This window comes from Pseudomonas sp. BP01, from assembly GCF_022760795.1.
In the GTDB taxonomy this organism is placed as follows: domain Bacteria; phylum Pseudomonadota; class Gammaproteobacteria; order Pseudomonadales; family Pseudomonadaceae; genus Aquipseudomonas; species Aquipseudomonas putida_Q.
The window spans coordinates 12939-37258 of the sequence record NZ_JAFBKA010000023.1; the positions used below are offsets into that span (position 1 = coordinate 12939).

General features: G+C 63.7%; 25 protein-coding genes. 12 read left to right on the forward strand and 13 right to left on the reverse strand.

All coding sequences use genetic code 11. The features are described from left to right. From qhpC to JOY50_RS19660, 3 genes are all read left to right on the forward strand, one after another. Positions 1–324 (forward strand): quinohemoprotein amine dehydrogenase subunit gamma, encoded by a 324-nt coding sequence (gene qhpC, locus JOY50_RS19650; RefSeq protein ID WP_016499473.1) that lies wholly within the window; start codon positions 1–3, stop codon positions 322–324. A gap of 32 nt (positions 325–356) precedes the next feature. Further along, on the forward strand, positions 357–1478 hold the full coding sequence (gene peaD, locus JOY50_RS19655) for a quinohemoprotein amine dehydrogenase subunit beta (RefSeq protein ID WP_132840570.1): 1122 nt from the start codon (positions 357–359) through the stop codon (positions 1476–1478). Between the two features lie 140 nt (positions 1479–1618). After that, positions 1619–3292: a fatty acid CoA ligase family protein gene (locus tag JOY50_RS19660; protein WP_132840573.1), complete on the forward strand. Its 1674-nt coding sequence runs from the start codon at positions 1619–1621 to the stop codon at positions 3290–3292. A 129-nt stretch (positions 3293–3421) separates the two neighbouring features. Here JOY50_RS19660 and mobA read toward each other — a convergent pair whose 3' ends face one another. Then, positions 3422–3997, reverse strand: coding sequence for a molybdenum cofactor guanylyltransferase MobA (gene mobA, locus JOY50_RS19665; protein ID WP_132840575.1), 576 nt, complete (start codon positions 3995–3997; stop codon positions 3422–3424). 186 nt (positions 3998–4183) lie between these two features. On the opposite strand from mobA, the gene JOY50_RS19670 reads away from it, so the two are divergent. Next, a complete protein-coding gene (locus JOY50_RS19670; protein ID WP_132840578.1) occupies positions 4184–4465 on the forward strand; it encodes an HU family DNA-binding protein in 282 nt (93 codons plus the stop codon). Between the two features lie 66 nt (positions 4466–4531). Here the strand turns inward: JOY50_RS19670 and JOY50_RS19675 are convergent, their stop codons facing one another. Then, entirely contained in the window at positions 4532–7663 is a 3132-nt protein-coding gene (locus tag JOY50_RS19675; RefSeq protein WP_243055670.1) for an efflux RND transporter permease subunit, read from the reverse strand. Between the two features lie 11 nt (positions 7664–7674). Next, on the reverse strand, positions 7675–8850 hold the full coding sequence (locus JOY50_RS19680; RefSeq protein WP_243055672.1) for an efflux RND transporter periplasmic adaptor subunit: 1176 nt from the start codon (positions 8848–8850) through the stop codon (positions 7675–7677). Positions 8851–9066: 216 nt separating this feature from the next. Here JOY50_RS19680 and JOY50_RS19685 point away from each other — a divergent pair, with 216 nt between their 5' ends. The 4 genes from JOY50_RS19685 (at position 9067) to ilvA (ending at position 13354) form a co-directional block, all read left to right on the forward strand. Next, positions 9067–9768: a response regulator transcription factor gene (locus tag JOY50_RS19685; protein WP_016487321.1), complete on the forward strand. Its 702-nt coding sequence runs from the start codon at positions 9067–9069 to the stop codon at positions 9766–9768. 6 nt (positions 9769–9774) lie between these two features. After that, positions 9775–11073 (forward strand): ATP-binding protein, encoded by a 1299-nt coding sequence (locus JOY50_RS19690; protein ID WP_243055673.1) that lies wholly within the window; start codon positions 9775–9777, stop codon positions 11071–11073. A gap of 110 nt (positions 11074–11183) precedes the next feature. Then, positions 11184–11615 carry a PACE efflux transporter gene (locus JOY50_RS19695; RefSeq protein ID WP_016487315.1) on the forward strand — a complete coding sequence of 144 codons (432 nt, stop codon included), beginning with the start codon at positions 11184–11186 and terminating at the stop codon, positions 11613–11615. A gap of 179 nt (positions 11616–11794) precedes the next feature. After that, positions 11795–13354 carry a threonine ammonia-lyase, biosynthetic gene (ilvA, locus tag JOY50_RS19700; protein WP_132840586.1) on the forward strand — a complete coding sequence of 520 codons (1560 nt, stop codon included), beginning with the start codon at positions 11795–11797 and terminating at the stop codon, positions 13352–13354. 95 nt (positions 13355–13449) lie between these two features. Here ilvA and JOY50_RS19705 read toward each other — a convergent pair whose 3' ends face one another. After that, a complete protein-coding gene (locus JOY50_RS19705) occupies positions 13450–13656 on the reverse strand; it encodes a hypothetical protein (RefSeq protein WP_028613880.1) in 207 nt (68 codons plus the stop codon). A 368-nt stretch (positions 13657–14024) separates the two neighbouring features. Here JOY50_RS19705 and JOY50_RS19710 point away from each other — a divergent pair, with 368 nt between their 5' ends. Continuing rightward, on the forward strand, positions 14025–14825 hold the full coding sequence (locus JOY50_RS19710; RefSeq protein WP_132840589.1) for a lipopolysaccharide biosynthesis protein: 801 nt from the start codon (positions 14025–14027) through the stop codon (positions 14823–14825). A gap of 70 nt (positions 14826–14895) precedes the next feature. Then, the gene (locus JOY50_RS19715) at positions 14896–15396 is read left to right on the forward strand and encodes a methylated-DNA--[protein]-cysteine S-methyltransferase (protein WP_243055675.1); all 501 of its coding nucleotides are present in this window, start codon (positions 14896–14898) and stop codon (positions 15394–15396) included. 3 nt (positions 15397–15399) lie between these two features. Here the strand turns inward: JOY50_RS19715 and JOY50_RS19720 are convergent, their stop codons facing one another. From JOY50_RS19720 to JOY50_RS19730, 3 genes are all read right to left on the reverse strand, one after another. Then, positions 15400–15642 carry a hypothetical protein gene (locus tag JOY50_RS19720; protein ID WP_132840594.1) on the reverse strand — a complete coding sequence of 81 codons (243 nt, stop codon included), beginning with the start codon at positions 15640–15642 and terminating at the stop codon, positions 15400–15402. Next, a complete protein-coding gene (locus tag JOY50_RS19725) occupies positions 15639–16382 on the reverse strand; it encodes a carbon-nitrogen hydrolase family protein (protein ID WP_138737102.1) in 744 nt (247 codons plus the stop codon). Before JOY50_RS19725 ends, JOY50_RS19720 begins: the two co-directional genes overlap by 4 nt. Before the next feature lie 77 nt (positions 16383–16459). Beyond that, positions 16460–16975 (reverse strand): DUF3016 domain-containing protein, encoded by a 516-nt coding sequence (locus JOY50_RS19730; protein ID WP_028613885.1) that lies wholly within the window; start codon positions 16973–16975, stop codon positions 16460–16462. 75 nt (positions 16976–17050) lie between these two features. Between JOY50_RS19730 and JOY50_RS19735 the strand changes: the two genes are divergently transcribed. Beyond that, positions 17051–17776: a metallophosphoesterase gene (locus JOY50_RS19735; RefSeq protein ID WP_243055676.1), complete on the forward strand. Its 726-nt coding sequence runs from the start codon at positions 17051–17053 to the stop codon at positions 17774–17776. Here JOY50_RS19735 and JOY50_RS19740 read toward each other — a convergent pair. Both JOY50_RS19740 and JOY50_RS19745 read right to left on the reverse strand, forming a co-directional pair. Then, on the reverse strand, positions 17724–18338 hold the full coding sequence (locus tag JOY50_RS19740; protein ID WP_243055678.1) for a LysE family translocator: 615 nt from the start codon (positions 18336–18338) through the stop codon (positions 17724–17726). The two genes, JOY50_RS19735 and JOY50_RS19740, sit on opposite strands and share 53 nt — an antisense overlap. Positions 18339–18484: 146 nt before the next feature. Next, positions 18485–19294, reverse strand: a complete 810-nt coding sequence (locus tag JOY50_RS19745; RefSeq protein ID WP_243055679.1) for an AraC family transcriptional regulator — start codon at positions 19292–19294, stop codon at positions 18485–18487. Between the two features lie 131 nt (positions 19295–19425). Between JOY50_RS19745 and JOY50_RS19750 the strand changes: the two genes are divergently transcribed. Then, positions 19426–20049, forward strand: coding sequence for a LysE family translocator (locus tag JOY50_RS19750; protein ID WP_138737100.1), 624 nt, complete (start codon positions 19426–19428; stop codon positions 20047–20049). Here JOY50_RS19750 and JOY50_RS19755 read toward each other — a convergent pair. From JOY50_RS19755 to hbdH, 4 genes are all read right to left on the reverse strand, one after another. Then, positions 20046–22466, reverse strand: a complete 2421-nt coding sequence (locus JOY50_RS19755) for an autotransporter outer membrane beta-barrel domain-containing protein (RefSeq protein WP_243055680.1) — start codon at positions 22464–22466, stop codon at positions 20046–20048. The two genes, JOY50_RS19750 and JOY50_RS19755, sit on opposite strands and share 4 nt — an antisense overlap. Positions 22467–22599: 133 nt before the next feature. Further along, positions 22600–22875: a peptidylprolyl isomerase gene (locus JOY50_RS19760; RefSeq protein ID WP_016499499.1), complete on the reverse strand. Its 276-nt coding sequence runs from the start codon at positions 22873–22875 to the stop codon at positions 22600–22602. Between the two features lie 112 nt (positions 22876–22987). Further along, positions 22988–23467 (reverse strand): serine protease inhibitor ecotin, encoded by a 480-nt coding sequence (eco, locus tag JOY50_RS19765; RefSeq protein WP_132840610.1) that lies wholly within the window; start codon positions 23465–23467, stop codon positions 22988–22990. A gap of 55 nt (positions 23468–23522) precedes the next feature. Continuing rightward, positions 23523–24293, reverse strand: a complete 771-nt coding sequence (hbdH, locus tag JOY50_RS19770) for a 3-hydroxybutyrate dehydrogenase (protein ID WP_243055681.1) — start codon at positions 24291–24293, stop codon at positions 23523–23525. Positions 24294–24320: the final 27 nt, after the last annotated feature.

Genomic DNA, 24320 nt, shown 5'->3' on the forward strand with positions numbered 1-24320 from the left:
ATGAAGCACTTGAAGCCCCTGAACAACAAGGCGCGCATCCTTGAGCAGGCCGCTGCCGAAGACCGCATCGAAGAAGTCATGGCCATGAGTGCGGTGGCCGGCTGCACGGCGACAACCGACCCGGGTTGGGAAGTGGATGCCTTTGGTGGCGTGAGCTCGCTGTGCCAACCGATGGAGGCCGATCTGTATGGCTGCTCCGACCCTTGCTGGTGGCCGGCCCAGGTGCCGGACATGATGAGCACCTATCAGGACTGGAACGCCCAGGCGACCAACTCGGCGGATGACTGGCGCAACCTGGGCACTGTGTTCCCGAAAGACAAGTGACCGGCCCAACAAGAATGACAAGGGGAAACCGCATGAAAGCTGGACGCTGCGCGCAACTCGCGCTCACCATCACCGCCACGGCTTGTGCCGGGCTGGCTCAGGCTGACGACACCGGGCCTGCGCTGAAGGCTGGCCACGAATACATGATCGTGACCAACTACCCGAACAACCTGCACGTGGTCGATGTGGCCAGTGACACGGTCTACAAAAGCTGCCAGATGCCCGACAAGTTCGGCCCTGGCACCGCGATGATGGCGCCGGACAACCGCACTGCCTATGTGTTGAACAACCATTACGGCGACATCTACGGCATCGACCTGGACACCTGCAAGAATACCTTCCGGGCCAACCTGTCCAGCGTGGCGGGTGAAGTGGGCAGGTCGATGTATTCGTTTGCCATCAGCCCGGACGGCAAGGAAGTGTACGCCACGGTCAACCCGACGCAGATGCTGAACGACCACTATGTGGTCAAGCCGCCGCGCCTGGAGGTGTTCAGCACCACCGATGGCCTGCAGGCCAAGCCGGTGCGCACCTTCCCGATGCCGCGCCAGGTGTACCTGATGCGTGCCGGCGATGATGGCAGCCTGTATGTCGCAGGGCCGGACCTCTACAAGATGGATGTGAAAACCGGCAAGTACACGGTGGCCTTGCCGCTGCGCAACTGGAACCGCAAAGGCTACAGCGCCCCGGACGTGCTGTACTTCTGGCCGCACCAGAGCCCGCGCCATGAGTTCACCATGCTGTACACCATTGCCAGGTTCAAGGACGACAAGCAGGACCCGGCCACCGCCGAGCCGCTGTATGGCTACCTGAGTGTCGACCTGAAGACGGGCAAGACCCACACCCAGGAATTCGCCGACCTGACCGAGCTGTACTTCACCGGCCTGCGTTCGCCTAATGACCCGAACCAGATCTACGGCGTGCTCAACCGCCTGGCCAAGTACGACATCAAGCAGCGCAAGCTGATCAAGGCGGCTAACCTTGAGCACACCTACTATTGCGTCGCTTTCGACAAGAAGGGCGACAAGCTGTACCTGGGCGGCACCTTCAATGACCTGGCGGTGTTCAACCCGGATACGCTGGAGAAAGTGAAGAACATCAAGTTGCCCGGTGGTGACATGTCTACCACTACGCCGCAGGTGTTTATCCGCTAGATCGGCGTTGCCTTCTTCGCGGGCTCGCCCGCTCCCACAGGGATTTGCGCCGTCTTCCAATACTGTGGAAGTCTTTGTGGGAGCGGGCAAGCCCGCGAAGAGGCCGGCCCAGACAACACAAGAACAACAAGAGAGCGCCCATGCCCCAGCCAAGCTACTCCCAGGGCAACCAGAACAAGGCCCTGCTTACCCAATGCATCGGCGACGCCTTCGATACCACCGTCGCCCGCTTCCCCGACCGCGAGGCGCTGGTGGTGCGCCACCAGGCCCTGCGCTACACCTGGCAGCAACTGGCTGAGGCTGTCGACCAGCACGCCCGCGCGCTGATGGCACTGGGCGTACAGCCCGGGGACCGCCTGGGCATCTGGGCGCCCAACTGCGCCGAGTGGTGCATTACCCAGTTTGCCAGCGCCAAGGTTGGCGCGATTCTGGTCAACATCAACCCGGCCTACCGCTCCAGCGAACTGGACTACGCCCTGGGCCAGTCCGGCTGCCGTTGGGTGATCTGCGCTGACGCATTCAAGACCTCCGATTACCACGCCATGCTGCAGGGCCTGGTCCCTGGCCTGGCCGGCGGCCAACCAGGCGCGCTGAGCTGCGAGCGCTTCCCCGAACTGCGCGGGGTGGTCAGCCTGGCTGCCTCGCCACCACCGGGCTTTCTGGCCTGGCACGCGTTGCAGGCGCGTGCCGAGTATGTCAGCCGCCAGGCCCTGGTCGAACGACAGGCGCAACTGCGCTGCGACGACCCGATCAACATCCAGTACACCTCGGGCACAACCGGTTTCCCCAAGGGCGCCACCCTCAGCCACAGCAATATCCTCAACAACGGCTACATGGTCGGCGAAAGCCTGGGCCTAACCGAGCACGACCGGCTGGTGGTGCCGGTGCCGCTGTATCACTGTTTCGGCATGGTCATGGCCAACCTTGGTTGCATGACCCACGGTAGCACCCTGATCTACCCCAGCGATGCGTTCGACCCGCTGGCCACGCTGCGTGCCGTGGCGGAGGAAAAGGCTACCGCGTTGTACGGTGTGCCGACCATGTTCATCGCCGAACTGGACCACCCGCAACGCGGCGAGTTCGACCTGTCCAGCCTGCGCACCGGGATCATGGCCGGCGCCACCTGCCCGATCGAGGTGATGCGCCGGGTGATCGGCGAAATGCACATGGCCGAGGTGCAGATTGCCTATGGCATGACCGAAACCAGCCCGGTGTCGCTGCAGACCGGGCCCGACGATGACTTGGAACGCCGGGTGACCAGTGTTGGCAGTACCCAGCCCCGGCTGGAGAACAAAGTGGTGGACGCCGACGGCAACACCGTACCGCGTGGCGAGATAGGCGAACTGTGCACTCGCGGCTATAGCGTCATGCTCGGTTACTGGAACAACCCCAAGGCCACGGCCGAGAGCATCGATGAAGAGGGCTGGATGCACACCGGCGACCTGGCGGTAATGGATGAACAGGGCTATGTGCGTATCGTGGGGCGCAGCAAGGACATGATCATTCGCGGCGGCGAGAACATCTACCCGCGCGAGCTGGAAGAGTTTTTCTTCACCCACCCGGCGGTGGCGGATGTGCAAGTGATTGGCGTGCCGTGCAGCAAGTACGGCGAAGAGATCGTGGCCTGGGTGCGGCTGCACCCGGGGCATACCGCCAGTGAAGAAGCGCTGCGTGAGTGGGCGAGGGCGCGGATTGCGCACTTCAAGGTGCCCCGGTACTTCCGCTTTGTCGACGAGTTCCCGATGACGGTGACCGGCAAGGTACAGAAGTTCAGGATGCGCGAGATCAGTGTCGAGGAGTTGTCCTCCCGATGATGCATTACCTGTACCGGCCTCTTCGCGGGTAAACCCGCTCCCACAGGGGGCGCACGGAATTTGAACACTGTGGTGAACCTGTGGGAGCGGGTTTACCCGCGAAGAGGCCGGTACAGGCAGCAGTAAATCTCAGCCTTGCAGCAGTTCCGGGCTGTTGAAGTTGCTTAGCCGGCGATCATCCTCGGTGCATTCCAGCCCCTGCACCGCCTCGCGCAGCAGGGCCTTCTGCAAGCTGCGCTCACCCGCTGCCCAGGCCTGCTCCAGCATTGGCAGTATTCGCCGTGGCAGCACGCTGAACATCGGCTGCCAATACCCACCCTGGCGCACCATTGCCGCACTGTCGCCGGCCACCGCCAGCCGCAGCAAGTCTTCGATCAGTTCGCGGTCAACCCGCGGTGCATCACAGGCCAGCAGCACCACCCACTCATGCCGAGCCACCTTGAGCCCGGCAATCACCCCTGCCAGCGGCCCCGGGAAGTCGGCTTCTGCATCGCCCACCAACTGGTCTGCATATGCCCGGTAAGCCGCCTGGTTGCGGTTACAGGAAATCACCAGATCGTCGCTCAGCGGACGTAGCACACGATGGACGTGCGCAATCAGGGGCTCGCCTTGCCAGTAGACCAGGCCCTTGTCACGCCCGCCCATGCGCTGTCCGCGGCCGCCGGCGAGGATCAGGGCTGAACTGTGGGGCAAGGGGTTGGTCATGATTTCAACTCTAGGCAATGGCAGAAAGCAACCCTCCCACGGCCTGCAACAGTTGTCCAGAATGCCTTCGCCCGGGTTGAACCGACCTGACATTTTTGCCAGTTGTGCCGATCATGACCTCGTCCTTCAATAAGGCTGCAAGCCCCGTATCGCGATGGTGCCGAGAATTTTAATGAGGAGAGACACTTGAACAAATCGCAACTGGTAGCAGACGTGGCGCAACGCGCCGACTTGAACAAGGCAACCGCACAAAAAGTGGTTGACGCGTTTATCCATGCAGTCAAGGTATCACTCAGTGAGGGCAATGAGGTGGCCCTGGTGGGCTTTGGGACCTTTAAAACCGAGCAAACAAAAGCGCGAGCAGGGCGTAATCCGCAAACTGGCAAGCCGATGCAGATTGCTGCAGCGACCAAGGCCAAGTTCGTCCCCGGCAAAAGTTTGAAAGATACCGTCAATTTCAGCGAGTAGCACGGCCAGAAGGTCTAGGCACGCAAGTGACCGGAAAGGGGGCCGAGGCCCCCTTGATCATGCCATTCAATCCCCGCTCGGTAGGGACTCGCTTGCGGATTCGACTTTGTTCTTGCCCTTGCCCGCAAGGCGCACCACCACCACGAAAAACACCGGCACAAACACCACCGCCAACGTGGCGCTGAGCATGCCGCCGATCACCCCGGTGCCGATGGCCTGCTGGCTGGCCGAGCTGGCGCCGCTGGCGATGGCCAGTGGTACCACGCCGAGGATGAACGCCAGCGAGGTCATCACGATCGGCCGCAGGCGCAGGCGGGCGGCCTGCACGGCGGCGTCGACGGCGTCCACGCCCTGGTCGACCAGGTGCTTGGCGAACTCGATGATCAGGATGGCGTTCTTTGCCGACAAGCCTATAAGGGTAATCAGGCCAACCTTGAAGAACACGTCGTTGGGCATGCCGCGCAGGGTCACGGCCAGCACCGCACCCAGCATGCCAAGCGGCACCACCAGCAGCACGGCGGTCGGGATCGACCAGCTTTCGTACAGCGCTGCCAGGCACAGGAACACGATCAGCAACGACAATGCCATCAGCATCGGTGCCTGGCTGCCGGACAAGCGTTCTTGCAGCGACAGGCCGGTCCACTCAAGGCCCGCGCCGGGCGGCAGCTGCGCCACCAAGCGTTCGATTTCGGCCATGGCCTCGCCCGAACTGTGGCCAGCTGCCGGCTCACCGGAAATCGACACCGCCGGGTAGCCGTTGTAGCGGGTCAACTGCACCGGGCCGCTGACCCATCTGGCCTGGACGAATGCACCCAGTGGCACCATCTTGCCGCTATTGTTGCGCACGTGGATTTTCAGCAGGTCTTCGACCTGGCTGCGCTGGTCGCCTTCGGCCTGCACCACCACACGCTGCATGCGGCCCTGGTTGGGGAAGTCGTTGACGTAGCTGGAGCCCACCGCCACGTCCAGTACCGAGCCGATATCGGCAAACGACACCCCCAGGGCATTGGCCTGGCGGCGGTCGATTTCCAGCTGCACTTGCGGGCTTTCGGCCAGCGACGCTTCGCGCACGTTGGTCAGCACCTTGCTTTTGCCCGCATTGGCCAGCAGCGTATCGCGGGCAGCCATCAGCGCGGCGTGGCCCATGCCGCCGCGGTCTTGCAGGCGGAACTCGAAGCCGGTCGACTCGCCCAGGCCGTCGATAGGTGGCGGCAGCACCGAAAACGCCACGGCGTCCTTGAGCTGAGAGAAGGCCGCGCTGGCGCGGTCGGCAATCGACTGGGCGCTGTCGTCGGCACCGCGCTCGGACCAGTCCTTGAGGGTGGTGAAGGTCAGTGCCGCGTTTTGCCCGCTACCGGAGAAGCTGAAGCCGAGGATCACGGTAGTGTTGCCTACGCCGGGTTCTTCGGCGTTGTGTGCCTCGATTTGCGCAGCCACCTGTTCGGTGCGCATGCGGCTGGCCCCTGGCGGCAGCTGGATGTCGGTGATGGTGTAGCCCTGGTCTTCGGTGGGCAAGAATGCCGTGGGCAACTGGCTGAAGCCATAGCCCAGCACCGCCATCAGCACCGCGTACAGCAGCAGGTAGCGGCCGCTGCGCTTGAGCGCCTGTACCACCCAGCGCTGATAGCCGTTGCTCATGCTTTCGAAGCGGCGGTTAAACCAGCCGAAGAAGCCTTTGCGCTCATGGTGATCACCCTTGGCCACCGGTGTGAGCAGGGTGGCACACAGCGCGGGGGTGAGGCTGAGGGCCAGAAATGCCGAGAACAGGATCGACACCGCCATCGACAGCGAGAACTGCTGGTAGATCACCCCAACCGAACCCTGCATGAAGGCCATTGGCAGGAACACCGCCACCAGCACCAGGGTGATGCCGACGATCGCACCGCTGATCTGGCCCATGGCCTTGCGCGTTGCTTCTTTGGGCGGCAGGCCTTCCTCGGCCATGATGCGCTCGACGTTTTCCACCACCACGATGGCATCGTCGACCAGGATGCCGATGGCCAATACCATGCCGAACAGGGTCAGCACGTTGACTGAGAAGCCCATGGCCAGCATGACCGCGAAGGTGCCCATCAGCGCCACCGGCACCACCAGGGTGGGGATCAGGGTGTAGCGCAGGTTCTGCAGGAACAGGAACATCACCGCGAACACCAGCAACATGGCTTCGAACAGGGTGGTGATGACCTGCTCGATCGACACCTTGACGAACGGCGAGGTGTCATAAGGAATGTCGTACTTGACGCCTTCCGGGAAGTACCGCGCCAGGTCCTGCATTTTCGCCCGTACCAGGGTGGCGGTTTCCATGGCGTTGGCACCCGGTGAGAGCTGCACGCTGAACGCGCTGGCCGGCTTGCCGTTCAGGCGCGTGCCGTACTGGTATTCCTGGGCGCCGATCTCGACCCGGGCGACATCACCGATGGTCACCGTGGAACCATCCAGGTTTGCGCGCAGGACAATGGCGGCGAATTCCTCGGGGGTACTCAACTGGCCCTTGACCACTACGTTGGCGGTGATTTCCTGGGTGTCGCGGCTGGGCAGGTCGCCGATGCTGCCAGGCGCCACCTGGGCGTTCTGCGCCGCGATGGCCTCGGCCACGTCGTTGGGCGTGAGGTTGAAGCCGATCAGCTTGCCCGGGTCGATCCAGATGCGCATGGCGCGCTCCGAGCCGTACAGCTGGGCCTTGCCGACACCCTTCAGGCGGCGGATTTCGTCCATCACGTTGCGCGCGAGAATGTCCGACAGTGCGGTTTCGTCGAGCTTGCCGTCTTCGGAGGTGAGGGTGCCCAGCAGCAGGAAACCGGTGGACACCTTTTCCACCTGCAGGCCCTGCTGGGTGACCGGGCGCGGCAGGCGCGACTCGACCACCTTCAGGCGGTTCTGCACGTCGACCTGGGCGAGGTCCGGGTTGGTACCCGGGGCAAAGGTGGCGGTGATGGTGGCGCTGCCCAGGCTGCTCTGCGACTCGAAGTACAGCAGGTTGTCGGCGCCGTTGAGTTCCTGCTCGATCAGGCTCACCACGCTTTCGTCCATGGTCGCCGCCGAGGCACCCGGGTAAACGGCGTAGATTTCCACCTGCGGCGGCGCCACGTTGGGGTACTGGGCTACCGGCAGCTGCGGGATGGCCAGCGCACCGGCCAGCAGAATGAACAGCGCGACCACCCAGGCGAATACCGGGCGGTCGATGAAGAATTGCGGCATGAATCAGGCCCTCACTGGCCGGTATGCTGTGCAATGGGCGGTGCCCCGGATGCGTTGTCGACCTGCACCTGGTCACCGGCCTTGACGTGTTGCAGCCCCTCGACCACCACCCGCTCGCCGGGGGCCAGGCCTTCGCTGACGACCCAGCGGTCGCCTTGGGCGCTGCCCAGTACCACCTGGCGATCGCTGACCCGCGCTTGCTGGTCGACCACCAGCACCTTGGGCACGCCGGCACTGTCGCGCAGGATGGCGCGCTGGGGCACGCTCAGGCCCTTGGGTTGCACGGCCTGTTCCAGGCGCACGCGCACGTAGCTGCCGGGCAGCAGGTCGAGGTCCGGGTTGGGGAACTCGCTGCGCAGGGTGATCTGGTTGGTGGTGGGGTCGACGCTGATGTCCGAGAACAGCAGCTTGCCTGGCAGTGGGTAGGCGCTGCCGTCGTCCTGGATCAGCGTGGCGCGGGCCTGACCGTCGCCTACCTGCTGCAGTTCGCCTGCGCGCAAGGCGCGGCGCAGGGCGTTGAGCTCGCGGGTAGACTGGGTCACGTCGGCATGGATCGGGTCCAGCTGCTGGATGGTCGCCAGCGGGGTGGACTCGTTCTGGCCGACCAGTGCGCCTTCAGTGACCAGGGCACGGCCGATACGGCCGGAAATCGGCGCCGTTACGGTGGCGTAGCCGAGGTTCAGGCGGGTGCGTTCCAGGGCAGCCTTGGCGGCGGCCACTTCGGCATCGGCCTGCAGGAAGCTGGCCTTGGCGTTGTCATATTCCTGGCGGCTGACAGCCTTGTCGTCGACCAGTTCGCGGTAGCGCTGCTCCTGCAAACGCGCCTGGTACAAGGTGGCCTCGGCCTTTGCCAGGGTGGCGCGGGCGCTGTCATGGTCGGCCTTGAATGGCGCTGGGTCGATCAGGAACAGTACATCGCCCTGTTTGACGTCACTGCCTTCGCGGTACACCCGCTTGAGCACCACGCCCGCGACGCGCGCACGCACTTCGGCGGTGCGCGGCGCCAGGATGCGGCCGCTGAGTTCGCTGCTGATGGCCAGTGGCTGCAGTTGCAGGGTTTCTACCCGCACTTGCGGTGTGGGGGCTTTTTCGTCTTGCTCGGCGCTGTCGCCACAGCCGGCCAGGGACAGGCTCAGAAACGCCATGAGCGCCAATGGGCGCAGGCGAGGGGGGAGGGTAGTAGGCATGCGGATCTTCCGATGATGACCTGGCGTATGGTACGGCAGGTACTGCCCGTGCGGCTGTTAACACCTGTAGGGCGAGTGTGAAAAAGTGTGAAGAACAATCCTTTCGTGCGGCTGGGTTCTATATTCTGCGTATGCCTGTGCCGGCCTCTTCGCGGGTAAACCCGCTCCCACAGGGATCGCGTACAGGCCTACCTCAACCCAGATTCCCAAGCACCTATGCCGAATATTTTCCTGGTCGAAGACGACAGCGCCCTGTCCGAGTTGATCGCCAGCTACCTGCAACGCAACGACTTCCATGTCCAGGTGATCGCCCGGGGCGATCATGTGCTGGACGAATATCGTCGGCAAAAACCCGACCTGGTCATCCTCGACCTGATGTTGCCGGGTATCGATGGTCTGCAACTGTGCCGGCTGCTGCGCCAGGAGTCGCAGAACCTGCCGATCCTGATGCTCACTGCCCGCGACGACAGCCATGATCAGGTATTGGGCCTGGAAATGGGTGCCGACGACTACGTGACCAAACCCTGCGAGCCGCGCGTGCTGCTGGCCCGCGTGCGTACCCTGCTGCGCCGCAGCAGCGTCAACGAGCCGCGGCTGGATAACGACCTGATCCTGATCGGTGGCCTGCGCATCGACCTGGCCGAGCGCACGGTCAGCTGGCGCGGCGAGGAGGTGGAGCTGTCCAGCGGCGAGTACAACCTGCTGGTGGTACTGGCGCGCAATGCCGGCGAAGTGCTGAACCGCGACCGTATCTTGCAGCAGCTGCGCGGTATCGAGTTCAACGGCACTGACCGTTCGGTGGACGTGGCCATCTCCAAGCTGCGGCGCAAGTTCGACGATAACGCCGGCGAAGCGCGCAAGATCAAGACCGTGTGGGGCAAGGGCTACCTGTTCAGCCGCGTCGAGTGGGAGTGCTGACCGGCCATGCTCAAGATCCTGGTGCGGCTGTACCTGGTGATCATCGTCGCCTACGCCGGTGCGCTGCTGTTCATTCCTGACACCATCGTCGGCCTGTTCCAGGAGCGCTTCATGGCCTACAACCTGGACCAGGCCAAGGGCGTGCAATCGTTGATCGTGCGCCAGTTCCACCAGGCCCCGCGCGAGCAGTGGCCGGCCGTGGAGCAGGACCTGGCCAGCGCGTTCGTCCCGCTGGAAGTGAAACTGCTGCGCATGGACCAGGCCGAACTGAGCGCGGACGAACAGGCGCGCCTGGAGCACGGCCAGTACGCCGTGCGCATTGCCGAGTGGGGTTACTACGAAACCGTGCTGGCACCGCTGGACAAGCACTGGCTGGTGCGCCTGCACGCCCCGCCAGACCCGCTGGACATCAATGTGCTGTCGTGGGGCGTGACCGTGCTGATCGGTGCGGCCATGCTGGGGTGCCTGCTGTTATGGGTATGGCCGCACTGGCGCGACCTGGAGCGCCTGAAGGAAACCGCCCGGCGCCTGGGCCAGGGGCAGATGGCCGAGCGCACACACATTTCGCCGCATTCCAACATTGGTGAATTGGCCGGGGTGTTCGACACCATGGCCAGTGACCTGGAACGCCACGTCAACCAGCAGCGCGAGCTGCTCAATGCGGTGTCCCATGAGCTGCGTACACCGTTGACCCGCCTGGACTTCGGCCTGGTGCTGCTGTTCGACGAAGTGCCGCCGGCCAGTCGCAAGCGCCTGCTGGAACTGGTGGGGCATGTGCGCGAGCTGGATGAGCTGGTGCTCGAACTGCTGTCCTACAGCCGCCTGTACAACGCCGACCACGCCCGCGAGCGGGTCGAGGTGTCGCTGCTGGAACTGGTCGACAGCGTACTCGGCGGTTTTGCCGAAGAGCTTGATGGCCGGGGTATCCAGTGGGAAGTACGGGCCGAGGGCAATTTGCCCCGGTTTGTGCTGGACCCACGGCTGACAGCGCGGGCGGTGCAGAACCTGGTGCGCAATGCCATGCGCTATTGCGATGAAAGCCTGCTGCTGCGCTTGCGTCTGGAGGGCGATGGCGCCTGTCTGCTGACGGTCGAGGATGACGGGATCGGTATACCGGTGGAGGAGCGGGAGCGGATTTTCCAGCCGTTCTACCGGCTGGACCGCAGCCGCGACCGCAACACCGGCGGGTTTGGCCTGGGGCTGGCGATCAGCCGGCGGGCGATCGAAGGGCAGGGCGGGACCCTGACTGTGGCGCAGTCGGCGCTGGGTGGCGCGCAGTTCAGGATTCGCTTGCCAGCCGGGTAGTGCGCAGCACGTGATGTTTTTCAGGCAATCGCGTTGTTGCCCAAACTTCGGGCTTTTTCTTGTTGGCCGCATCTTGTAGTTTTACAGATCGTTTACCCAGGGAGCTGAACATGCAAGGCAAGGCCCGCAAGATCGTCCAGGCCATTCTCTACGAAGCCATCGCCGTCGCCTGCGTGGCGCCCGCGCTGGAGCTGGCGTTCGGTGCCGGCATGGCGCAATCGGCGGTATTGTCGGTGCTTATGTCGGGCATCGCGATGAGCTGGAACATGGGCTACAACTGGGTGTTCGAGCGCTGGGAAGCGCGCCAGCGCCAACGTGAGCGCACATTCATGCGGCGTTTGCTGCACGCCTTAGGCTTCGAGGGCGGGTTGGTGGTGATCCTGCTGCCATTGGTGGCGTACTGGCTGGATGTGAGCCTGTGGGCGGCGCTGCTGACCAACCTGGCGCTGTTCGTGTTCTTCTTCGTTTACGCCTTTGCCTTCCAGTGGGGCTTCGACAAGGTGTTCGATGTGCCGCTTTCGGCGCAGCAGGCCAAGTGTTGACTTTGTGCTGCACTACCGGCTAAGTTCCTACCCCATGAATACATTCCCGCATGTGAACGCCATTATTATTACCGCCATTATCAGCTTGGCGGGCTAGCGCGTACGTGCACCTGACCCGCCCTGGAGGCGGGTTTTTTCTTTCTGACTCCTGGGCAACGTAAACAGCCAAGGAGTCATTGATGACCAGTTTCAGCGTCCCTCGTACTACCGTCACCCCCCAGCAACTGCTGTCGGAGCAGGTGCGGCGCATTCTGGCCGCGCCGGTGTACGACCTGGCCATCGAAACCCCACTGCAAGCCGCGCCTGCCCTGTCTGCCAGCCTAGGTAACCAGGTGCTGCTCAAGCGCGAAGACCTGCAACCTACCTTCTCGTTCAAGATCCGCGGCGCCTATACACGTCTGTCACGCCTCAGTGCGGTGCAACGCGAGCGCGGGGTGATCACCGCCTCGGCGGGCAACCATGCCCAGGGCGTGGCCCTGGCGGCGTCGCACCTGGGCCTGAAGGCCACGATCGTCATGCCGACCACCACGCCGTCACTGAAGGTGGAAGGGGTGCGTTCGCGCGGCGGGCATGTGGTGCTGCACGGTGAGAGCTTCCCGCACGCCCTGGCCCACGCGCTGAAGCTGGCCGACGGCGAAGGGGCCACCTTTGTGCCGCCCTTCGATGACCCGGACGTAATCGCCGGGCAGGGTACCGTGGCCATGGAAATCCTGCGCCAGCGCCCTGGCGCGCTGGACGCCATTTTTGTACCGGTGGGCGGTGGCGGGCTGATCGCCGGTATCGCCGCCTACGTGAAGTACCTGCGCCCCGAGGTGAGGGTGATTGGCGTCGAGCCGGAGGACTCCAACTGCCTGCAGGCCGCCATGGCCGCCGGCGAGCGGGTGATCCTGCCGCAGGTCGGCACCTTTGCCGACGGTGTGGCGGTAGCGCAGATCGGTGCCCACTGCTTCGAGCTGTGCCGGCATTTTGTCGACGAGGTGGTGACCGTCAGCAGTGACGAGCTGTGCGCGGCGATCAAGGACATCTACGACGATACCCGCTCTATCACCGAACCGTCCGGTGCCCTGGCCGTGGCCGGGATCAAGAAGTACGTGGCACGTGATGGCGTGCAGGGGCAGACCCTGGTGGCCATTGATTCCGGGGCGAACGTCAATTTCGACCGCCTGCGGCATGTGGCCGAGCGGGCTGAATTGGGCGAGCAGCGCGAGGCGATCATTGCCGTGACCATCCCGGAGCAGCCGGGTAGCTTCCGCGCCTTCTGCCAGGCGCTGGGCAAGCGGCAGATCACCGAATTCAACTACCGCTATTACCCAGGCAAGGAAGCGCGCCTGTTCGTCGGGGTACAGACTCACCCTGTGCACGACCCGCGTGACCAGCTGCTGGCCAACCTGCGCGAGCAGGGTTACAGCGTGCTGGACCTGACCGACAACGAGCTGGCCAAACTGCATGTGCGTCATACCGTGGGTGGCCACGCGGCGCCGGGTGCTGATGAGCGGGTGCTGCGCTTTGAGTTCCCCGAGCGCCCAGGGGCGTTGCTGGGCTTCCTGGAACGGTTGGGCAAGCGTTGGAACATCAGCCTGTTCCATTACCGCAACCACGGCGCGGCGGAGGCCCGGGTATTTGCTGCGCTGGAGGTGCCGGCGGATGAGTCGGCGGGTTTGCCCTTGGCACTGGACGAGATGGGGTATCGGTATTGGGATGAGACTGACAACCCAGCGTACAAGCTGTTCCTGGGCTGACGGTTAACCCACACCGACACCGGGGGCCGCTGTGCGGCCCACCGCTGCGCCTGCCGGGATTGCGCGGGCGGCTGCCTGGCGAGCAGCGCCCATGATCACCCCACTTCGGCTTGCTTGTTCAACTGCTCGCACTGCACCTGCGCAGCGGTCCGGCTCGGGTAGCTCGGCTTGAGCCGCTCCTTCGCCTGGTTGTCGTAAATGTCGAACCCTCCACACACGGTGGCGGCGTAGAAGCGGCTACCTACGCGGAACGACTCCTTTTCGATCGGCACAGCGGGAACGATAACGAATCTGGTTTGCATGTTTCGTGCCTCCCCAGGCAGAGACTTAAGTATTAGTCGCACCCGTGATAAGCATCAAGAACGCTCATGAATAAAACCGATGTTGATGAAGCATTGGTGAACCCGTCCGTCGCCTGGGTGGCGGCTATTGGGTTTCCTCATCCACAGTGGTGGAACAACCCTTGGGCCAGGTGGTCTCCTATGATGGCTTCAACCGGACCAGGCGGTATTGCACACGCGACGCCCAAGTCCTGTGGAGCCCTCAGATCCCCGCCATTCAGGGACCAGGCGGTTGTTTACGTTCAGGCGGGTAAAGTTAGGTAAAAGCGGCCACGGCACATACACGGATCAGTATTGTGGTTTGTACTGACCAGTTAAAGATGCCATTGATGAACACACTTCCGTCGCAGCCAAGCGCTGAACGCGGGGCGTTCTCCAGTTTCGAGGCGTGTCGCAACACCCGACAGGGCCCGGTGGTGATCCTTGCCTCCGGTGCCTCTGCCAGGCATTTTCCGCTGGGCGAATTCGCCCATTTGCCCATCATCGCCATGAACGGGTCGGTCGCGATGACCGCCGAACACGGCCTCAAGCCTTTCTTTTACGTTTGCACCGACAAAAGTTTCCGCCAGCAACAGCCGGGCTTCTTCGCCACTGCCGTGCGCGACAGCGAGCGCCTGGCGCTGTGGCCTGAGCAGTATGCGGGTGCCGATGTGCCAGCCGGCACCGAGTGTTATGCCTTGCACAAGGCCGACACGCCGGGCCTGATGGACGGCTTGCGTGGCCATGGTGCCAGCTGTGTGTGCAACCGCGCACTGTGGAGCAAACGCAGCCGCTCGATTGCCTTCAGCAAAGACTTGGCCCATGGTTTCTTCGATGCCCGCACAGTGGCGTATGTGGCCTTGCAGCTGGCCTATCACCTGGGCTTTGAAGAAGTGTTGCTGGTAGGGGTAGACCTCGATCAGAGCGTTGGGCGCTTTTACGAGAATGGCCAGGGGCAGTGCTCGCCGTGCGGGCTCGACCAGCATTGGGACAGCCGTATTCTGCCGTCGTTGACGCTGATGGCCAGGGAAGTGGTCAACGAGCATTTCCATGTCTACAACCTGTCGGCGACGTCGCGCATTCCCGCCGCACTGATCCCCAAGGTCAATCTCAACCAGGCGCGGCACATTGCTGGCTGCGCAATTACCTGAGCAATAAAACGGGTGCAGGAAGAACTGTGGATGCGTACAGTCAGTTGATCGCAATCTGCAGGAGCCCGCTATGTCCAGCGCTTTCACTTTCATGCAATCGCCCGTCGGCACCCTGACCCTGGTGGCCCGCGGCGATTGCCTGGCAGCCGTACTGTGGGAAGAGGAACGGGAAAACCGCGTGCGCCTCGGTGCCTTGCACCGTGACGACCAGTGCCCGGTGCTACAGGACACCGCGCGTCAGCTTGGCGAATACTTTGATGGCAAACGCCGTCGCTTCGAGCTGGCGCTGGATCTTGCCGGTACCGAGTTCCAGCGCCAGGTGTGGGCCGCGCTGCTGGCGATACCCTTTGGTGAAACCCGCAGCTACAGTGACATCGCCCGGCAAATCGGCAACCCCAGCGCGGTGCGAGCGGTAGGCGCCGCCAACGGTCGTAACCCGATCTCGATCATCGCGCCTTGCCACCGCGTGATCGGTGCTTCGGGCAGCCTGACCGGCTTTGCCGGTGGCCTGGCGGCCAAGCAGTATCTGCTGGCGCTGGAGGGGCGGCAAAGCCTGGCACTGGACCTGTAGGCGTCAGCCGAACCAGCTGGCGACCAGGCAGACCAGCACCGCAAGCGCCGAACCGGCCATCAGGGTGTACTGCCGATGGGCGCAGCGCGCATGGGGCTTGACTGCACGCAGGTACTCGCCGGGTGTCGGGGCATTGGGCCTGTGGCGCAAACCCTCGGCCACGTCGGCAAGCTGGCCCTGGATCAGCAAGCCGACCAGGTAATAGGTGCAGGTGTAACTCAGCAACGCCAGAAACACATAGATCATGCGGGGTGCGGGTCCAACGGATGGGCCATTGCGCTGGCAGTGCCAAGGTCCAGGATGATCAGCCCTTCACTGTGATCATCCAGGCTGGCCAGCAAACGCCCCTGGCTGTCCCACGCTGCTGAACCGCCGGCCCCGATGAAGGTGTCGGCCGGCCCCACGCAGTTGGCCATCAACACCGGCATACCCAGTTCCCGAGCCACCTCCGGGTAATGCGCGTAGCCCTCGCGGATGCCCTTGGCGGTTTTCGCCACGCTGACCAGGTACAGGTCGGCGCCGTGCTCGCGGGCTGCAGCTGCGTGCGCCATGAACATCGATTCGTAGCAGATCGCCGGTGCCAGCCGGTGCTCGCCTACCTGCAGCAGCAGTGCCTGATCGCCAGGGGTGAAATAGGGCAGCTCGTCATCATGCAGGCGCCGTTTGGCATAGGTCTGGCGCGGTGCCCCGGGGCTGAAGATCGGCATGCCGATGCGAATGCCGTCGGGTGTCGGCAACGGCAGGCCTACAGCCACCGTGATACCCAGACGGTCACAGGCTGCCTGCAGCGGGCCCAGTCGCTCGGAATTGACCGGCAAGGCGGCCTGGCGCGCAAGGCTTGGCTCATAGCCGGTCAGCGACAGTTCGGGGAAAACCACCAGCTCGGCGCCAAGGGCCGCGGCTTGCTCGATGCAGGCCAGATGACGCTGGAGGTTGCCTGGCAAATCGCCCTTGAGCGACGCCAGTTGTACGGCGCACAGTTTCATGAAAAAAACCTTCCCTGGTACAGGTTGAAGGGCTGAGCATACTATCGGCACCAACGGCTGTACCAGTGAAGGGTTTTTCAGGTTGCCGGGTGCGTTGCGAAGCGCTGGCGGAACCAGTCGTCGAGCATGGCCTTCTCGGCATACAGGCGGTCGCTGCTGCTGGCGACCCGGCCGGGGCGGCTGAGGTACATCTTGTCACTGACCCGTTCCTGGGCCTGCTGGGCGGGTTTGCCCGGCTGGTTGAGGGTGTAGGTCAGGTCGATGGTCGGCCAGGTGATCTCGCGCATGAAGCGCACATCGTAGGCCTGGCTGTGCCAGGGCTCGAAGCGCCCGGCCAGGTCGATATCGCGGATGTCGATAACCAGTTGCTGGCCCGGTTGCAGGTAACGCTGACCGAGCTTTTGCAGGTACTGGGTGAGGGATTTCATCACATAGGCATCGGCGCCACGCGCATAACCGTGGCTGTCCAGGCTGGCATCGCGGAATTTTTCCGGGTGGTCGAAATGCACCTCGACCTGCGCGGGCGGGGCGCCTTGTGCCATGCTGTGCAGTGACAGCGCCATGAGCACGGCACACACGAGGGCGGTACGCATGATGCACCTCCGGAGTAGAGGGGGGGTGTCTCCATTTTACGCCCGCCATGGCAGCGCCTGCAGAGGAAGATTGTAATGGAGCGGTTTCGGCGGTTACTCGCCAATATCCGGGGACGTGACCTTGCAGTGGGCGATATCCATGGTCACTTCCAGCGCCTGGAGCAGTGCCTTGAAGCGGTGGGTTTCGACCCGGCCGTAGACCGCCTGTTCAGTGTGGGTGACCTGGTCGACCGTGGGCCGCACAGCGAGGCCGTGCTGGAGTGGCTCGCACGGCCTTGGTTCCATGCGGTGCAAGGTAACCATGAGGCGCTGGCAATCACTCGCGTGCGAGGGGGGAGGCTTGACCTGGACATGTACCGCGCAGCGGGCGGAAGCTGGTTCCTGGACCTGCCGCGCAAGGCGCAACTGCGTTTCGTGGAACGCTTCGAGCAATTGCCGATTGCCATTGAGGTGGAAAGCGCGGCCGGCCTGGTCGGGTTACTGCATGCAGACAGCCCGTTTGCGGACTGGGCAGTGCTACGTTCCAGCCTGCAACTGGATGACGACCCTGAAGTACGCAAGGTGTGCCAATGGTCGCGGCGGCGCCTGAAGCAAGGCGATACAGAGCAGGTACAGGGCCTGCGTGCCTTGCTGGTCGGCCACACGCCGGTGCTGGAGGCAAAGCCGCTGGGCAATGTCTGGCACCTGGATACGGGGGGCTGGGCGGGCGGCCATTTTACCTTGATGGACATGCGCACCCTGCGCCTGGTCAGCCCTGGGCCAGATGCAGCACCAGCGCCGCAGCCAATATCACCAGCATGATCCCTGAAGCCCGCTCCAGCCATGGCAGGCAGCGGGCGAAACGCTGCAGTACCCGCTGGTTGCCGATGGCCACGGCTACTAGCAGGTCCCAGAGTAGGACGATGCTGAACATCCACAAGGCGTAGGTCGATTTCCAGCCGGCGCTGGCACTGGCGACCATGCTGGCCAGGCTGGCATAGAACAGCGCGTTCTTGGGGTTGAGGATGCCGGACAACAAACCCATGCCCACATTGCGCCACCAGCCTTGAACCCGCTGGTTGTCAGCGACTGCGCGCAGGCTGGTTTGCCCGGCATGACGCAGGAACAGTACGCCGATGTACAGCAGGTAACCGGCGCCGGCCAGTTGCAGGGTGGTGAACAGCAGGCTGCCTTCCTGCAGCACCGACAGGCCGGTGAAGGCCATGGCGATGAACGCGCCATTGGCCAGGGCAATGCCCAGGCAGGCGCCACTGGCGATGCGCCAGCCGCTGTTGATCGAGCTGCGGGCGACCAGGAAGAAGTCCGGGCCGGGTGAGAGCAGGGCGAGAAAGTGGGCGAGGGCGATGATCAGGAACTGTTGCATGGGCGGGGCGGCTCTGCGGGAAAAACCGCAGTCTGCTGCCGGGCCTGTGCCAGCGTATTGAACAATATTGCAAACCCAAGCGGGCCACGGTCCCTGTCTAGCAGCGCCCCGGCAAGGCCGCTCCTACAAAGGGATCGCGCAGGCCTTTAATTGCCCCGGTACTGCCCCGGCGTCACCCCCACATGGGCCTTGAACACCCGCTGGAAATGGCTTTGGTCGGCAAACCCGAGCTGGTAGGCCACCTCCGCCAACGCCAGCCCTTCACCCAACAACTGCCGCCCGCGATTGACCCGGGCATTGAGCACATAGGCATGTGGCGTCAAACCGGTGGCGGTGCGGAACGCGCGGATCAGCTGGTAGCGCCCAAGGCCGGCCTCGCGGGCCAGTACCTCCAGGTTCAGTTGCGCGGGGTCTTGCCCTTCGAGGCGCGCGATCAACCCGCTCAACGCAGTCGCCGCCAGGGCGGGGGCCGCTGCCAGAGGGGCTTGTGCGGAAAAGTCCAGGTCACCCACAAAGGCAATCAGCGCCGCATCCTTCTCACTGTTGCTGGCGCTGGAGAACAGCAACCTGTTCAGCTCGCAGAACTGCCCATACACCGCCGGCGCCCGGCAGATACGCGCCGGCTCGCCGGGCCCGGCGCCGCCCAGCCCCGACTCCAGGCGCACGTGTGCCAGCCAGTCGGCATGCACATGCAGCATCTGATAGCTCCAGGCGTGGTCGGGCTCGGGGTTGCAGGCATGTACGCGGTGGGCTGGCACCAGCACCAGCGTGCCGGGCGTCAGCCGTTCCTGACCATGCGCGGCACCGCTGAAATGGCTGTGGCCGGCATCCACCGCACCGATGGAAAACGTCGGGTGGCTGTGGGCCTTGTAACAGGCCCGGCTATGACAGGCGCGGCGGCTTTCCACATGCGGGAGTGCCGGGTCGCGCCACAGCGCGGTGTGGGGGCGGGGCATCACAAGGTCCTCGATTTCACCGGCAGCGTAACAGGTGCCGCGTACCCATACAGTTTTTATCGCTGGCTGTAACTTGACCGCAAGGCCCGGCACGCGCCGAAATAGACGCCTGTTGCCCAAGGAAAACAACAATGGACCTTTCAAGCCTGCTGCTTTTCATTCCCGCCTGTTTCGCCCTGAACATGGCGCCGGGGCCGAACAACCTGCTGTCGTTGCACAACGCCAGCCGCTACGGCCTGCGCACGGCCTGCGTGGCCGGTGGTGGTCGCATCGTCGCCTTCAGCGGCATGATCGCCTTGGCGGCCATGGGCCTGGCCGTGGTGCTGCACACCAGTGAATACCTGTTCCTGGCCATCAAGGTAGTGGGTGCGGCGTACCTGTTCTACATCGCCTGGCAACTGTGGCGTGCACCGGTAGGCGAGGCAGTGGTGGCAGCGGACCACCCGCGTGGCACCTGGCGCCTGATCCGGCAGGAGTTCTGGGTGGCGGCCGGTAACCCCAAGGCCATCCTGATCTTCACCGCCTTCCTGCCGCAGTTCGTTTCGGTCGGCAGCACCACGCCGGTGAGCGAGCAGTTCCTGTGGCTGGGGGTGTTGTTCCTGCTGCTGGAATGGGCAGCCATCGCCATCTACGCAGGCTTGGGCGCCTACCTGCAGCGCTGGTTCAGCCAGCCCGGCCCGCGCCGCGTGTTCAACCGGGTCAGCGCCTCCCTACTGGGCTGCGCCGGCCTCGGCTTGCTGGCGGCGCGGCGCTAGAACTGCCAGCGCACCCCCAGGTTGACGCCGCTGGCTTGCTGCTGGCGGCTGTCCAGGTTGGCGGTGTACTGCACGCCGCCATGCAGGCTCAGCGCTTGGCTGACCTGCGCCACCACGCCGCTTTCCAGTTGTACCGAGGTGTAGCGGTAGTCGGTCTTGATCTTGTCGACATCATCGAAGGTCAAGGTGTCGCGGCCACCGTCGCCGTGCCACAGGTTGACTTGCGCATAGGGCTGCAACAGGCGCCCGCTGCTTCCCGTGAACGCACCTTCCAGCCGCACCCCCAAGCGCCCGGTCAGCTCTACCTGGGCGTCATGGCTGATGTGCGAGACACGATCGTTTGCGCTGTCGAGCGAGACTTTTTGTGCAATCAGCTGGGCTTGCGGCTCCAGCGTCCAGCGTTCGGACAGGGCGATGGGGTAGCCGGATTCCAGCGACGCCGTCCAGGCGTGGCCATCGATGTCCAGCTTGTCGCCGCGGTGCGAGCGGGCACGTCCATCTAGACGGGTGTACTGCAACACTGCATCCAGATACGCGCCTTGTGACCCGACCAGCGTCCAGTAAGTGCCGACGCTGTCACCATCAAGTTTCAGGTCACCCACGCTGCGGTCTTGCTCGGCCAGGGCGAAACCTTTGACATCGGCGTCCAGGCGGCTGTGGTTGACGTAAAAGCCGACATGTTGGCGATAACCGCCGTCACCCGTCTTGGCATACAGGTCCTGGCCCAGCTTGAAACCGTACAGGTCGCCATCCAGGCTTGGGCTGACCGTACCGCTCCATTGCTGGCGCAAGGTGCCGCCGTAGGCCTGCCCCCAACTGGCAGGCAGGGCGCCTTCGCCTTTGAGCAACTGTTGGTCGCCCTGGCGCTGGTGGAAGGTGCCCAGGGCCTGGCGGGCGATGATCGCAGCGCCTCTTGGGGCGGCAGCGTAAACCGGGACCTCCGGGCGATACAGCGGCAGGCTTTCGCCTTGCACGGGGGCAGGCAGGTCGACCTGACCGGGTGCCGGTGCGGCAACAGGTGGCGTCAGGGCAGGTGCTATCACCTGTGGCTCACCCGGTTCCGATGGTTGGGGCGGTTGTTCGGGCCCGGGTACAGGTGCCGGAGCAGGTGGCGCGACGAGCGTCGAGCGCAGGTACCAGCTGTTTTCGCTGCCAGCGGTTACACCACCTTTGAACAACCGGTAGTCATAGGCACCCACCGATAGCGTTTGCGTCTGCACGAATGCAGTGGCAGTGCTGGTGGCGCCGTCACGGGCTTCGACGACCTGGATGCCGTTCTGTGCAGTTGCTGCACCCGCGCCATTGAGGTTGTTGACGAGCAATCGCGTGGAGCCGCTGATGGCGCCACGGCTGACCACCAGGCGGTCGGAGGCAGCGCCATCGCCTGCCAGCACGCTATTCAGGCGCAGGGTGCCATTGTTGCCGGTGTAATCGCCCTGGATTGTCAGGCGGCCCTGAGCGTCGTTGCCACGGCTCAGGTCGAGGGTGCCGGCGTTGACTACCGATGCCTTGCTGTCATTCTGGATGCTGACGATGCTGCCCTGGCGGCTGATCAGCGAGCTGCTTGCATCGATTTGCAGGGTCCCGGTCCCAGTGGCGGGGATCACGCGTGGCTGATCGCTGCCGAGGTCTCCCAGCGTGAGGGTGTCGTTGAGGGTGAGCTGGCTGCCCTGCTTGAGGTTGATGGCCTCCCAGTTTATATACGACGCACCCTGGCCGACCTGGCTCTGCTCGAACGTCAGGGTGTCCGTGCCGGTGCCGCCGTCCAGGATAACGGCCGAGTTGCCAAGGTCGAGGGCGCGGACGATGGCGGTGTCATCGTCACTCTCCATGATGACCCGCTTACCGATCTGGCCACCCGTCCAGGTAAATTCATCCTTGCCGTTGCCCGAGCGTATTTCGCCTTTGAGCGTGCCGCCGCTGATGGTGATCTTGTCAACGCCGCTACTGGTACTGATATCACCGCCGATGGTGCCGCCCGTCATGATGATCGTGTCGTTGCCAAGCCCACTGACAACGTTGCCAACAACAACGGTTTCTACACCGAGTCCCTGGGAAATCTCGAGGAAGTTGTCAGCGAGCTTGAGGTCGATTCGGCCAATGCTGCCGCCTTTGAACCACGCGGTGTCACCGTCTTCAAAAGCGCCCGTGATGGTGCCGCCGGTCATGTTGAACGTGTCCATGTCACCGCCCTGGTTCAACGACCCTAGCGTGCCGCCAGACATCGTGAAGGTGTCTTCGCCATTGCCTTGTTGCAATGACTGGACCGTTCCGCCGCTGAGGATGAACTCATCAGCGGCATCGGTTTGCACGAGGGCGCCCAGGGTTTCACCGGGTGTAACCGTCAGGGATTGGGAATGAGCCAGCAATGGCAGTGCCAGCAGGGGGAAGGGCAGCAGCAAGCGGGGGCATCGCATAGGCAGGTCTCCGGGGCCATTGAAGGGTCCACTACCTGAAGCGACGCCAGCGGGGCGGCTTCGGCCCTGCCAGAGTTGTATGTAATGTTTGGTGAGGGGGCAACTGGCAAAAATGTCAGGTGGCCCGCTGCTATCAATCGCGGTAGAACGTTTGCACCAGGTGGTAACCGAACTTGCTCTTGATCGGCCCGTGCACTACACGCAAAGGCTTCTTGAAAATCACCTGGTCGATGGCGCCGACCATCTGCCCCGGGCGGACTTCACCCAGGTCGCCGCCGCGCTTGCCGGAAGGGCAGATAGAAAACTTTTTGGCGAGCACGTCGAAAGCCTCGCCGTTGGCGATGCGCTGTTTGAGCTTCTCGGCTTCGTCAGCGGTCTTGACCAGGATGTGGCGGGCTTGGGCTTTCATGGGGTACCTGAGCTTCGGGGCGCAAAAAAAAGGGGCGCATTATGCCTGATAGATTCGCTTTGTAGGAGCGGCCTTGTGTCGCGATGGGCCGCTCCTACAGGGACCGCGGTAGTTATTCGACTTTAGCTTTTTGCACGTCCTGCGACGCCGACCAGATGCGGTAGCGCACCTCGACATCCTTGGGCACATACACCACCACCGGCAGCTTGCTGTTGTAGCGCAGCAGGAAGCCGTCACCGACCACCGGCACGAAGGCCTGGGTCTTCTTGCCATCCGGGCAGGCCATCAGGGTGCTGGCCGGGCCGCTGACTTTGTCCAGACGGTAGTAGTTGTAGCCCCAGCCTTCCAGGGTGCGTTCTTCCAGGCTGCCGCCCAGGCGCTGGCGATTGCAGTCGACCTGCAACGTCTTGCCGGCGAGGATTTCCAGTTTGTAGGCCGACTCATCGGCCTGTGCCGGCAGGTGGATGACCTGCCGGGTGAAGCCTTTTTCCGCCTCTGGGTAGGGCGCGACATCCTTCAGGCTGGCAGCCATCACAGGCGCGGCGGCAGCCAGGGTAAGGGCCAGAATTGCGGTCATCGGGGTAGGGCGCATACGGCCTCCTTGCAGATAAACGAATGCGAACCCGCCGCCAGGCCCAGGCCGCCCATCACTGGGCCAACCAGCCACCATCGACGTTCCAGGCGGCGCCGCGAACCTGGCTTGCGGCCTCGCTGCACAGGAATAGTACCAGTTCACCCAGGTGCTCGGGGGTGACAAACGCCAGCGACGGTTGCTTCTCGGCCAGCAGATCATGCTGTGCTTGCAGCGGATCGCCACCGTTGGCAGCACGATCGTCGATCTGCTTTTGCACCAGCGGGGTCAGCACCCAGCCGGGGCAGATGGCGTTGCAGGTGACATTGCTGGTGGCAGTTTCCAGGCCCACCACCTTGGTCAGGCCGACCACACCATGCTTGGCTGCCACGTAGGCTACCTTGCCGGTCGAGCCGACCAGGCCATGCACCGAGGCAATGTTGATGATGCGCCCCCAGTTGCGTGTGCGCATGCCCGGCAGGGCCAGGCGCGTGCCATGGAACACGGCTGACAGGTTGAGGGCGATGATCTTGTCCCAGCTTTCCAGCGGGAACTGCTCCACCGGCGCTACATGCTGGATACCGGCGTTGTTGACCAGGATGTCGACGCCGCCGAATTCGCGGTCGGCCAAGGTGAACAACGCTTCAATCTGGGCCACGTCCGACAGGTCGGCCGGATGGTGAACCACCTTCACTCCATGGCGGGCGATTTCGGCTATGGCCAGTGCCGGGTCGCCAAAGCCGTTGAGCACGACATTGGCGCCAGCGCGTGCCAGCACCTGGGCGATACCCAAGCCGATGCCGCTGGTAGAGCCGGTAACGAGTGCAGTCTTGCCTGTCAGGGTCATGCAAAGCTCCTTATCAAATAAAGGCAG